The following is a 12,592-nucleotide window of genomic DNA, read 5'->3' on the forward strand; positions in this document are numbered from 1 at the left end:
GAGCCCCGGGGGCTGCGGGGTGTGTCATCCCCGAGCCCGCGGACTCGGGGCTCCACAGGGCGCCCGCACTCGGTCGTTCCTCCCTAGGTCGGCCGCCCCGCGCCGCCTTCGTGGGACGGCCGTTCCGGTCGTTTCGCCGCCTGTGGCCGTCCGTCCCTTCCGTCGTCCGTGCTTGCTGTCACACCCGGAGCGAGGGGACGATATGGAAAACCCTGGGCACAACGCCTAGCGTGTACCGCCATGACAGTCGAACACACCGCCGATGACCACCTGGAATTCGTCCGGGACCTCCTCTCCCGGATGACCGTGGCCGAAAAGCTGGGCCAACTCCAGCAACTCTCCTGGAACAGCGCCACCGGCCCGGGCGGCGGCGAGACCGCGGAAATCGAGAACGCGGCCCGCGAGGGACGGCTGGGCTCGGTCCTGAACATCACGGGCGCCGCGCACACCAACGCTCTCCAGCGGCTCGCCGTCGAGGAGTCTCGGCTCGGCATCCCGCTGATCTTCGGCCTCGACGTCATTCACGGCTACTGGACGACTTTTCCGATCCCGCTGGCCCAGGCCGCCTCCTGGGACCCCTCGGTCGCCGAGCGCGACGGCGAGGTGTCCGCCGAGGAAGCACGCTCGGCCGGGGTGCACTGGACGTTCAACCCGATGATGGACGTGTGCCACGAGCCGCGCTGGGGCCGCATCGCGGAGAGCGCCGGCGAGGACCCGTACCTCACTTCCGTACTCACCGCCGCCAAGGTGCGCGGTTACCAGGGCCCGTCGCTGTCGGCCGACCCGCGCAAGGTGGCCGCGTGCGCCAAGCACTTCGCCGCCTACGGGGGCGCCGAGGGCGGGCGCGACTACAACACCGTGGACGTCTCCGAACAGCGCCTGCGCAATGTCTACCTGCCGCCTTTCAAAGCAGCGCTGGACGCCGGCGTGGCCACGGTGATGGCCTCTTTCAACACGGTCTCGGGTGTCCCCGCGCACGCCAACTCGCACCTGCTCACCGAGGTGCTGCGCGAGGAGTGGCAGTACGACGGGATGGTCGTGAGCGACTGGACCGGCGTACAGGAACTCATCGCGCACGGTCTCGCCGAGGACGGCGCCGACGCCATCCGGCAGGCCCTCGGTGCGGGCGTGGACATGGAAATGGTGAGCACCCACATCACCGAGCACGGTGAGAAGCTCCTCGCCTCCGGGGCGATCGACCCGGCGCGGCTGGACGAGGCCGTCACCCGCGTCCTGCTCCTCAAGGCACGTCTCGGCCTCTTCACCACCCCGTACACGGAGGAGTCCGCGGAGATCACCGAGCCCGGAGCCGAGGCGCGGCGCGCCGCTCGGGAGACCGCTGCACGCACGCTCGTGCTCCTCAAGAACGAAACGGACGCGGACGGAAACTCCGTGCTGCCCCTGGCCGCCTCGGCCGGGTCGGTGGCCGTCGTGGGGCCGTTCGCGCACTCGACGGACCTGCACGGGACATGGGCCGGTCCTGGCGCGGCCCGGTTCGCCGCCACCACGGTCCTGGAGGGGCTGCGCGAGGCGCTCCCGGATGCCGAAGTACTGTACGCGGAGGGCGAGGTGGAGGCCGTCGCGGCGGTACGCGAGGCCGACGTGACCGTGGTCGCGGTGGGTGAGCCGGGCGAGATCAGTGGCGAGGCGTCGACACGCGCCGACATCTCGCTGCCCGAGGGGCAGGCCGAGCTGATCCGCCAGGTGGCCGCCGTGGGCAAGCCTTTCGCCGTCGTGGTCTTCGGCGGCCGGCCGCTCACCCTGGAGGAGTGGATCGACGAGGCGCCCGCCGTTCTCTTCGCCTGGCACCCGGGTCTGGAGGGCGGTCATGCCGTCGCGGACGTCCTCACGGGGAAGGTCAACCCGAGTGCCAAGCTCCCGGTTACCTTCCCCCGCTCGGTCGGGCAGATCCCGCTCTACTACAACCACGAGAACACCGGCCGTCCCGCCGACCCGGCCGACCCGAAGGTGCCTTTCCGCTCCTTCTACCTCGACGTGGACCACGGCCCTCGCTTCGCCTTCGGCCACGGGCTGAGCTACACCCGTTTCGAGACGGGCGCCCCTGTCCTGAGCCGCACCGAGATCTCGCTGCGGGAACTCGGCGAGGGCGGATCGGTCGAGGTGACCGTTCCGGTCAGGAACGCGGGAGACGTGGCGGGCGAGGAGGTCGTGCAGGTCTACGTGCACGACCGGGCCGCCTCCATCGTGCAACCGGTACGGCGGCTTCGCGGCTTCGCCCGGGTCGAGCTGGCACCGGGACAGAGCCAGGAAGTCGTACTGCGGCTGGACTCGGAGGACCTCGGCTTCTGGGACAACGACCCGGCCGGGAACTACCGCGTCGAGACCGGCGCCTTCGACGTCTACGCCGGCACCGACGCGACCGCCACGGCGCACACGACCCTGCGCGTCGTCTGAGGACCGCGCCGCCCCTGCCGGACCGTCGGCCCCCGTCCGTCGCGCACGTCGCACGGACGGGGGCGGGCTTCCGGGCTCGGCCCGGAACTCGGGCTCGGGCGGGGGTCCGGCGCCCACGGCCCCGGTGCCGCACGTGAGACCTCGGCGAACAGCCTCCCGAACACTGCGAAGAGCGGCACGAAGGCGCCTGGCACATGTCGTCGCGTTCAAGGGCACGAACACGGAAACGGACACGGACCGTAGCGGCTGCTCGTACATGAAAACCCCCGTTGGTGACACACAGTCATTGATTTCATGACGGAGCGTGGCCAACAGAACGGGCGTTCACACCCGAACGGCCCTATCTTCACTCCTGCGAGTGAAGATCTCGCCGATTGGGCATTTTGGGCGTCAGTCGTGCTGTTCACTCGTCGTACGCACCGCACCCATGCTGGCGGCGATGACGAGGGCGACGGCCAGCCCTTCGACCCAGCTCAGGTCCTGGTGCAGTACGAGGAAACCGGCGAGCGCCGCGATGGCCGGTTCCAGGCTCATCAGCACCGCGAAGGCGGCGGCGGGGATACGGCGCAGTGCGATGAGTTCCAGGGTGTAGGGAAGCACCGAGGAGAGGAGAGCGACACCGGCACCGAGAGCGAGCGTGGAGGGCACGACGAGCGTCGCGCCGCCCTGCGCGATACCGAACGGCAGGATGAGGACGGCTCCCACGGCCATAGCGAGGGCGAGGCCGTCGGCCTGCGGGAAGCGGCGACCGGTCCGGGCACTGAAGACGATGTACGCGGCCCACATGGCGCCCGCGCCGAGGGCGAAGGCGACGCCCACGGGATCGATGTCGCTCAGCCCGGTGCCGCTGAGCAGAAAGACACCGAGCAGCGCCAGGAGCGCCCACAGGAAATTCACGAGACGACGGGAGGCGACAACCGACAGGACCAGCGGACCCAGCACCTCGAAGGTCACGGCGAGACCCAGCGGGATACGGTCTGCGGCCTGGTAGAAGAGGGCGTTCATGGCGGACATGGCGACCCCGAAGGCGATCACGGTGCCCCAGTCCGTCCGGGAGTGCCCCCGCAGCCTCGGCCGGCAGAAGAGCAGCAGCACGAGCGCGGCAACGGCGAGCCGGATCGCCACCACGCCGAGGGGCCCGGTGCGTCCCATGATGCTCACGGCGAGCGCCCCGCCGAACTGCACCGACACACACCCGGCCAGCACCAGGCCGACCGGACCCAGCGCGCCGCCGCGCGGGCCGATGCGGTCGGTGTCCCCGGCAGGGGTGCCTCCCTCGGTCACGGGGACCGAGGAGGCGGAGAGCGAGGGGACCGCCGCACCGACGGGCCCCTGCGGAACAGGGAGTCCGGGCCCGGCCGATCGCCCCGCACTCGATACCGCTCCCGCTTCGCCCCACTCAGCCACCGTCAACCCGCTCCTTCAGTCCACGTCCACCCAGGAGGTCAGCCCCTAAGGATCGAACCCGCCGCACCGATCAGCCTGTCGTACCAGAGCGTGCACTCAAATGAACTTCCCGGCCGCCGACCATTGCCCGGCGACGGAGGTGCACACCACCGGGAGCCCTCGGAAGACGACGGACGCTGAGAAAGCCCAGGGGCGGCAGCTCTCCTCACCACGCGCACACCGATCGCCGCGCGCGAGCGCGAACAGGTGCGTCCGTGCGCCGGGAGGCGTACGAGGAGCTGCGCGGCCGGCGTCGGCTGACGCGGCGCGGTTGCGCCGAAGCTGCCGTCGGCACGCTCCTGCCCACGGTAGGCCTGGCGGTGGCAGCCGTGAAATGCGAGGAGGGCGGGGCTTATGCTCGGCGCGCATAAGCAGAGCCTGTGGATCGCCGCCACGTCGTCCCGGCCACGAGGGGACCGGACCGCAGGCGCCGTGCCCGCCTTGCGGCGGAGCAGACCACGGCTCCCGGCGGACCACGGCTCCCGGCAGGCCGAGTGCCCGGCTCTGCCCCGGCCGGTCCGGCCCGTGGCAGACCCGCACGGAACGAGGTGCCCTGTCGCACGGGGGACAAGCACACCGAACAAGGCAGGAGAGGGAGGCGTCCATGTCGGTCCACGACTCCGGCTCGCGGACCGGCCCCGGAGCCGGGCATCCCGGGGTGGCGGGCTCCGGTAACGGGGGCGATTCCGGGTCCGTCTCCGCCTCCGGGCGCTCCGCCTCCGGGCGCTCCGCCTCCGGGCGCTCCGCCTCCGGGCGCTCCGCCTCCGCTTCCGGGCGGGGTCGTTCCTCGGAGTCGGGTCCCGGTTCCGGAGGCTCGCGAGACGTCGGCTCCGAAGTCGCCGGGGCGCGTGGGGGGCTGGAGGTGCGGCACCTGCGGTGCTTCCTCGCGGTGGCCGAGGAGGGGTCGGTGACGGCTGCGGCGGCGCGGTTGCGGCTGGGGCAGCCGGCTGTTTCGCGGACGCTGGCGGCGCTGGAGCGAGGGCTCGGGGTCCGGCTCGTGGACCGGTCCACGCATCACCTCGCCCTCACCGCGGAGGGGGCCGCTTTCCGGGTGCGGGCGCGGGCGGCTGTCGCCGCCTTCGACGAGGCTGTGTCCCTCGCCGGGGCTCCGAGGGCCTTGCGGCTCGGGCATGCCTGGTCTGCGGCCGGGCGCTTCACGACGCCGCTGCTGCGGAGTTGGCGCGAGCGGCGACCCGATTTGCCGCTGGAGCTGTTGCGGGTGGACGACCGGACGGCGGGGTTGCTGCGCGGGGTGGTGGATCTCGCGTTGTTGCGCGGGCCGGTCACGGAGCCGGGGCTTGTGGCCGTTGAGCTGTACACGGAGCCGAGGGTGGCGGCCGTGCCGACGGACAGTATGTGGGCGGGGCGGGCGCGGATCGGGCTGAGGGAGCTGGCCGGGGAGACACTCGCGCTCAACACCGTCTCGGGCTCGACGACCCCGGAGCTGTGGCCCGCCGGGTCGCGGCCTGTGTCGACGCTGACCGTGGGCAATACGGACGACTGGCTCGCGGCGATCGCTGCGGGGCTCGCCTTCGGGGTGACCGCCCGGGCGACAGCGGCGATGCATGCCTATCCGGGCGTGGACTTCGTCCCATTGAGCGATGCTCCACCCCTGTCGGTCTCGCTCGTGCGGCGCGCGGGGCGAGAACGGGAGGAGGTGCGGGAATTCACCCAGCTCGCGCGGGAGGTGACAGCGGCCGCACGGGGTGAGGAGGGCGGTTGAGGGGGCGCCGGACTACAGCGGGCGGGTGACACGGGCCGGGTTGCCGACGGCGACGACGTTCGGGGGGATGTTTTTGGTGACGACGCTGCCGGCGCCGACGACAGAGTTGTCGCCAATGGTGACGCCCGCGAGGACGAGGGCACCGCCGCCGAGCCAGACGTTGTCGCCGATGGTGATGGGACTCGCGGACTCCCATTTCTCCCGGCGGGGCTCCGGCTCCAAGGGGTGAGTGGGGGTGAGGAGTTGGACGTGGGGGCCGAGTTGGCAGTCGGCGCCGATGGTGATGTCGGCGACGTCCAGGGCGGTGAGGCCGTAGTTGACGAAGGTGCGGGGGCCGATGTGGAGGTGAGTGCCGTAGTCGACGAAGAGGGGAGGGCGGAGTTCGGTGCCCTCGCCGAGCGAGCCGAGGAGTTCGGCGAGGAGGGAGCGGGCCGTGTCCGGGTCCTCTGCACAGGCCGTCACCCAGCGGGCGGCGAGACGGCGGGCCGCGCGCTGGCGGCGTTCGATCTCGGGGTCCTCGGCACGGTACGGCTCACCTGCGCGCATGCGGTCGAAGACACCCGCGCGCTGCTCGGGGGGCTCGGGGCTCTGCGTCATGGCGCGAGCGTACGGATTCGGGGGCACCCTCCCCCGTACGCCGCTCCGAACCCGTACGCCGCTCCGAACCCGTGCGCCGCTCCGAACCCGTGCGGCGCCCGGATCAGGTCGTGGTCGGTGTCGAGACCGGCGGCGAAGGAGGGGGCCAGGACGGCGAGTATTGCCCTCTTCGTCATGCTCCATCGAGCGGCGGTTGAAGTGGGTGGAGCCCACGAGGCGGCGGTGCGGTCGACGGTGGGGATCTTGGTGCGCAGCGTCGTCGGCTGGTACTGCCAGGCGTCGACTCGACGGTCGGGCAGACGGGAGTGGTGAGGCCGGCCCGCCAGTTGGCAGAGGTGTTTTCGGCGTGGGGGGCGGGCTGGAGGAGGGGGGTTGCGGGGTCGGGTGGCTCGGTCGCCCCGTCGGCCCCATCGTCCCAGCCCGTTCCGTGGTGCTTGCCATCAGCCTCGTCGCCTCCCCTGTGTCCGTCGGGCGAGGGGAGCCGCCCGGCTCCCTCGCCTGCCCTCCGCCGGGCAGCAGCCGTGGCCTACGGGGTACGGGCGGGGAGCGCCTCCGCCAGGACTTCGGCCAGGTGGCGGCCGGGGCGCGGGGCGAGGTGGGAGAGCTGGGTGCGGCAGGAGTACCCGTCGGCGAGGACCACGGCATCGGGGCCCGCCGCCCGGACGGCCGGCAGCAGCTGGTCCTCGGCGCAGGCCACGGAGGTGGCGTAGTGGCCACGTTCGAAACCGAAGTTGCCCGCGAGTCCACAGCAGCCGCCGCTGAGTTCGCCGGTGAGCCCGGCGCGTGCCCGCAGGCGCCGTTCCGCGGCGTCACCGAGCACGGCGTGCTGGTGGCAGTGCGTCTGGCCGACGACGGGGGCCGCGACGCGGGGTGGCTCCCAGTCGGGCGCCTCCTCCTCCAGAACCTGGGCGAAGGTGCGGACGCGGGCGGCGAGCCGGGCGGCGCGCGGGTCGTCGGCGAGCAGCTCGGGCAGGTCGGTACGGAGGGCGGCGGCGCAACTGGGTTCGAGGACGAGGACGGGGAGGGGCACAGGGGCGTCGCTCGACGTCGCACTCGGCTTCGTACCCGTACCGGCGTCCGCGCCCGTACCCGTGCCTGCCGCTTCGTCCACCGCGTCCACCGCGTCCAGTGTTCGTCGCATCACCCGGCGTGCCGCGTCGAGTTGGCCCGTGGAGACGTAGGTGAGGCCGCAGCAGACGCCTGCGCCGTGGAGCCAGGCGGGTGGGGTCGTGGCGTGGAGTCCCGCGTCGGCGAGGACATGGCGGGCGGCGCGGGGGATGTGCGGGGCGAGGTGGCGGCCGAAGGTGTCCGGCCAGAGGAGGACGGGTCGGGAGCCGGGCGGTGGCGTGCCTTCTTCACCGGGGCGCAGGGGGCGTGTGGTAAGGGCGGGGAGGGGGCGCTCGGGGGTGAGGCCCGCGAGGCGGAGGGCGAGTGAGGCGAGGGGGCGCAGGCGCGAGGCGGCGTTGAGGGGGCGGGCGAGGGGCGCGGCGGCGCGGAGCCAGGCGGGCAGCCGGCCGAGGGCGTAGTGGCTCGTGGGGCGGAGGCGTCCGGCGTAGTGGTGGTGGAGGAATTCGGCTTTGTACGTGGCCATGTCGACGCCGACCGGGCAGTCACTGCGGCAGCCCTTGCACGAAAGGCACAGGTCGAGGGCGTCGCGGACCTCGGGCGCGTGCCAGCCTCCGGTGACGACCTCTCCCGCGAGCATCTCGTGGAGGAGGCGGGCGCGGCCGCGCGTGGAGTGCTCCTCGGCGCCCGTGGCGCGGAAGGAGGGGCACATGACGGAGCTGACTCGGGTGCCGCCGGGTTCACGGCACTTGGCGACGCCGACGCAGCGGCGTACGGCGGCGGAGAAGTCGCCTCCGTCGTGCGGGTATCCGAAGGCGACGTCGACGGGTTCGCGGGGCAGGGCGGCGAAGCGGAGGTTCTCGTCGAGTTCGGCGGGGCGGACGAGGATGCCGGGGTTGAGGAGGTCGTCGGGGTCCCACACGGCTTTGACCTGCGCGAACAGCTCGGTCAGCTCGGGCCCGTACATGACCGGGAGGAGTTCGGCACGCGCCTGGCCGTCGCCGTGCTCGCCGGAGAGGGAGCCGCCGTGCGCGACGACGAGGTGCGCGAGTTCTTCGGAGAAGCGCCGGAAGACGGCGATGCCGGGGGCGCTGAGCAGGTCGAAGTCGATGCGGACGTGGACGCAGCCCTCGCCGAAGTGCCCGTAGGGCGTGCCGTTGAGGCCGTGCGCGGCGAGGAGTGCGCGGAACTCGCGGAGGTACGGGCCGAGCCGGGCGGGCGGCACGGCCACGTCCTCCCAGCCGGGCCACGCCTCGGCGCCGTCCGGGCCGCGTGTCGCGGTGCCCGCCGCGTCCTCGCGTACCCGCCACAGGGCGCGTTGGGCGGCGGGGTCGGTGACGACGCGGGCGTCGAGCGCGCCCGCCGCGCCGGCGAGGAGGCGGGCGTGGTGGGCGGCCTCGGCCGGTTCCGCGCCGCCGGTCTCGGCGAAGAGCCACGCGCCGCCGCGCGGCAGGACCGCGCTGTCCGGTACGAGGTCGGCGGCCATGCCCTCGACCGTGAGCGGGCCGAAGGGCAGGAGCCCGGCGGCTGCCTCGGCGGCCTCGCTCTCGTCCGCGTACCCGAGGACCGCGAGGGCGCGCGCCGGGGGCGCTTCGACGAGTCGTACGCGCGCCTCGGTGAGCACTCCGAGCGTGCCCTCGCTGCCGCACCAGGCGCGGGCGAGGTCCGTGCCGTGTTCGGGGAGGAGTGCGTCGAGCGCGTATCCCGAGATGCGGCGCGGGAGGGTGGGGTAGCCGGTGCGCAGGAGAGCGAGGTGGGTGTCGACGAGGGAGCGGAGTGCGGCGGGCGCGGGTGCCGGCCGGGGTGGCGCGCTCGTGTCCCAGCCGCGGGCGAGGTGGTGGGGGGTGCCGTCGGCGGCGAGGACGTCGAGGGTGTCGGTGTTGTCGGCGGTCGTGCCCCAGGCGACGGAGTGGGCGCCGCAGGAGTTGTTGCCGATCATGCCGCCGAGGGTGCAGCGGGCGTGCGTGGAGGGGTCGGGGCCGAAGGTGAGGCCGTGCGGGGCGGCGGCGGCGCGGAGCGTGTCGAGGACGAGGCCGGGCTGGACGCGGGCGGTGCGCGTGTCCGGGTCGAGGGCGATCAGCCGGTTCATGTGGCGCGTGAAGTCGAGGACGACGCCGGTGCCCGTGGCCTGTCCCGCGATCGAAGTGCCGCCGCCGCGCGGCACGAGCGGGACGCCGTGTTCGCGGCAGGCGGCGAGGGTCGCGGCGACGTCGTCGCTGTCGTACGGGGCGACGACGCCGAGTGGGACGCGGCGGTAGTTGGAGGCGTCCATCGTGGTGAGCGCGCGGGCCCCGGGCGAGAAGTCGACGGTGCCGCGCACGGTGCGGCTCAGGGCGCGGTGGAGAGCGGTGAGCGTGTCGGGGGCGGGGCGGGAGTGCGGGCTCATGGGGTGTCATCTTTCCCGGGTGGGGTGAGGAGTACGCCGGGGGTGGGGCGAGCACTGTCCACAGGTGGGGGCTTGAGTTCACCGGAATGAGTGAGCGGATTTTTTATTTACGGGAGTTATCCACAGATTTGCTGGGGTGGGGGTGGGGGGTGGGGGATTTGCGGAAGAATGTTAGAAGGGGAGCCCCCCGGGCGGGAGGGGTCTGACCAGGGGCACGCCAAGAATCCGTACCACCGGCGCCCGCCCCCCACCCGCCCCCGCCGACTACCCCACGCTTACCCGCGCCTACTCCACGCTCACCCCCCCCTACCCCCCGCCCCACCCCCTCCCGTCTCATCCAACGAACCTCCGCCCCGCCCCGCTCCCGCCCGGGATACGCTCGGCCCGTGGCCGATATCCAGATTCCCGCTGACATCAAGCCCGCCGACGGCCGGTTCGGCGCGGGTCCCTCCAAGGTGCGGAAGGAGGCGCTGGACGCGCTGGCCGCGACCGGCACCTCGCTCCTCGGGACCTCGCACCGCCAGGCTCCCGTGAAGAACCTCGTGGGCAGGGTCCGTGACGGGCTTTCCTCGCTCTTCTCCCTCCCCGAGGGGTACGAAGTCGTCCTCGGCAACGGCGGCTCCACCGCCTTCTGGGACATCGCGACCCACGGACTCATCGAGAACAAGTCCCAGCACCTGAGCTTCGGCGAGTTCTCCTCGAAGTTCGCGAAGGCGTCGAAGCTCGCGCCGTGGCTCGCCGAGCCGACCGTGATCTCCTCCGAGCCCGGTACGCACCCCGAGCCGAAGAGCGAGCCCGGCGTCGACGTCTACGCCCTCACCCACAACGAGACCTCCACCGGTGTCGCCGCCCCCGTGCGCCGTGTCGACGGTGCCGACGAGGGCGCGCTCGTCCTCGTGGACGCCACATCGGGTGCGGGTGGGCTCCCTGTCGACGTCGCCGAGACGGACGTCTACTACTTCGCGCCGCAGAAGAACTTCGGTTCCGACGGCGGTCTGTGGATCGGCCTTTTCTCGCCCGCGGCGCTGGAGCGCGCCGAGCGCGTGCACGCTTCCGGCAGGCACGTGCCCGAGTTCTTCAGCCTTCCGACCGCGATCGACAACTCGCGCAAGAACCAGACGTACAACACCCCGGCGCTCGCGACGCTGTTCCTCCTCGCCGAGCAGCTCGACTGGTTCAACGGCCAGGGCGGCCTCGCGTGGACCACGGGCCGCACCGCCGCCTCGGCGCAGGCGCTTTACGGCTGGGCCGAGAAGGCCTCGTACGCGAGCCCCTTCGTCGCGGACCCCGCGCAGCGCTCCGCCGTGATCGGCACGATCGACTTCGACGACGCGATCGACGCGGCGGCCGTCGCGAAGGTGCTGCGCGCCAACGGCATCGTCGACACCGAGCCGTACCGCAAGCTGGGCCGCAACCAGCTCCGCGTCGCGATGTTCCCCGCCGTCGACCCGGCGGACGTCGAGGCACTGACTGCCTGCGTGGACTACGTCATCGAGCACCTGTGATCGTCGCCGTCGCCCGCGCGACCGATTGACCGCGGCGGCCGCCGTGGCGGCCACGATGACCGCCGCGGTGGTGGCCCCAATGGCCGCCGCGGTGGTGGCCACGGCCGATGACTGCGGCGGCGGCCGCATCGGCGGTACGTGCGAAGGGGCGCCCTGCCTTGCCGGGGCGCCCCTTCGCACGTACCCGTGCCCCCCGCCCCCGGGGAGCGGATGACTAATTGTCAGTGGCGTCGACTACTGTTCGTCACCATGAAGACACATGCAGTCATCGCGTCATTTCCCGGCCCGCTTCCCACGCACTCGCCGCACCCCGTAGAGGGCCGCCCCGGCGAGCACCACGACCAGGACGGCCTTGCCCGTCGTGCCGCCGCCTTCCTTGCCCGCGCCTTCCTCGTCGCCGTTCTTCTGGCCCGCGCCGGACCGGCCGGAATCCGCGCCCTCGCCCTGCTTCCCCGCCTCCTTGCCGCCTCCCGGCGAGGGCTTCGTCGTGGCGCCCGGGCTCGGCGAGGGCTGTACGGGGGCCTCTTCGGGGCGTACCTGGCTGCGGACGCCCTCCGAGCCGTACATGAGCGTCGTCCCGTCCGTGGTCCACGTGAGCGATTCGCCCTGGCGCTGGAGCGGCACGGCGAGCCGCCCGGCCGCCTTGGGGTGCCCGTCGTTCCAGTCGTAGTACGTGCCGGAGAAGTAGCCGCGCAGGGCGAGGGTGCGGCCGTCCGGCGAGAAGGCACCGTCCGTGACCCACAGGTCGACGGGGGCGATCTCGCGGAAGACGTTGGTGCCCGTCGCGGAGAGCTTCGCCGGGCCCGCGTAGAGGTTCCCGCCGCTCTCCCGCTTCGACGCGATGTACACACGCCCGGTCTTCGGGTGCACCATGAGCGCCTCCGCGTTGCGCGGGCCGCCCTCGTACTGAACGGTGTACTGCGTCGCGCGCACCGTCTGGTCCCGCAACTGCTTCGGCTCCGGCAGCGCGTAGATCCACACGTGGGGCCAGGTGCCGTCCAGGTTGTCGCCGATGTCGCCGACGTAGAGGCGGCCGTCGGGGCCGAGCGAGATCGCCTCGACGTCCCGGGGCGAGCCGATGCCGCTGAGCGTGATCCGGGCCAGGGTGCGGCCGGAGCGGCCGTCGATCGCGTAGAGGTAGGGGCCGTCGTCGCTGTCGTTGTGCGTCCAGTAGACGCCCGGGTGCAGGCGGCTCGCCGCGAGGCCGGAGGACTCCGTGACACGCGTGTCCTGGATCGTGAAGGCCGGGTGGTCGTCGGCCGCGTGCGCGGGCGCTCCGGGGCCGACGAGCAGCCCGCCGCACAGCGCGGTGACCGCCGCGAGCGGGGCGAGGGAGCGCGCGCGGGGGCGGCGGACGGGCGGGAGCGGACGGCGTCGCCGGGGACCTGTCATGGGGCCAGTCTCGCAAGAGTCGTGGCGGGCGGAGGCCGGGCCGCCCCAGGGCCACCTGTACGT

General features: G+C 72.8%; 7 protein-coding genes. 3 read left to right on the top strand and 4 right to left on the bottom strand.

Features of this window, described 5'->3' with window-relative positions; genetic code table 11:
• Positions 1–240: 240 nt before the first annotated feature.
• The gene (locus ACQYWQ_RS12690) at positions 241–2,415 is read left to right on the top strand and encodes a glycoside hydrolase family 3 N-terminal domain-containing protein (RefSeq protein WP_431034560.1); all 2,175 of its coding nucleotides are present in this window, start codon (positions 241–243) and stop codon (positions 2,413–2,415) included.
• 390 nt (positions 2,416–2,805) lie between these two features.
• Here the strand turns inward: ACQYWQ_RS12690 and ACQYWQ_RS12695 are convergent, their stop codons facing one another.
• The gene (locus tag ACQYWQ_RS12695) at positions 2,806–3,822 is read right to left on the bottom strand and encodes an EamA family transporter (RefSeq protein ID WP_431034562.1); all 1,017 of its coding nucleotides are present in this window, start codon (positions 3,820–3,822) and stop codon (positions 2,806–2,808) included.
• Between the two features lie 895 nt (positions 3,823–4,717).
• Between ACQYWQ_RS12695 and ACQYWQ_RS12700 the strand changes: the two genes are divergently transcribed.
• Positions 4,718–5,584, top strand: coding sequence for a LysR family transcriptional regulator (locus ACQYWQ_RS12700; RefSeq protein WP_431039171.1), 867 nt, complete (start codon positions 4,718–4,720; stop codon positions 5,582–5,584).
• 12 nt (positions 5,585–5,596) lie between these two features.
• Here ACQYWQ_RS12700 and ACQYWQ_RS12705 read toward each other — a convergent pair whose 3' ends face one another.
• Complete coding sequence (locus tag ACQYWQ_RS12705) at positions 5,597–6,181, bottom strand: sugar O-acetyltransferase (RefSeq protein ID WP_431034563.1); 585 nt, start codon at positions 6,179–6,181, stop codon at positions 5,597–5,599.
• A gap of 526 nt (positions 6,182–6,707) precedes the next feature.
• The gene (locus ACQYWQ_RS12710) at positions 6,708–9,632 is read right to left on the bottom strand and encodes an FAD-binding and (Fe-S)-binding domain-containing protein (RefSeq protein ID WP_431034564.1); all 2,925 of its coding nucleotides are present in this window, start codon (positions 9,630–9,632) and stop codon (positions 6,708–6,710) included.
• 386 nt (positions 9,633–10,018) lie between these two features.
• On the opposite strand from ACQYWQ_RS12710, the gene serC reads away from it, so the two are divergent.
• Positions 10,019–11,137, top strand: coding sequence for a phosphoserine transaminase (gene serC, locus ACQYWQ_RS12715; RefSeq protein WP_431034565.1), 1,119 nt, complete (start codon positions 10,019–10,021; stop codon positions 11,135–11,137).
• A 273-nt stretch (positions 11,138–11,410) separates the two neighbouring features.
• Here the strand turns inward: serC and ACQYWQ_RS12720 are convergent, their stop codons facing one another.
• Positions 11,411–12,529: a WD40 repeat domain-containing protein gene (locus ACQYWQ_RS12720; protein WP_431034567.1), complete on the bottom strand. Its 1,119-nt coding sequence runs from the start codon at positions 12,527–12,529 to the stop codon at positions 11,411–11,413.
• Positions 12,530–12,592 lie beyond the last annotated feature (63 nt).

The organism is Streptomyces sp. P6-2-1 (assembly GCF_050613165.1).
Classification (GTDB): Bacteria; Actinomycetota; Actinomycetes; order Streptomycetales; family Streptomycetaceae; genus Streptomyces.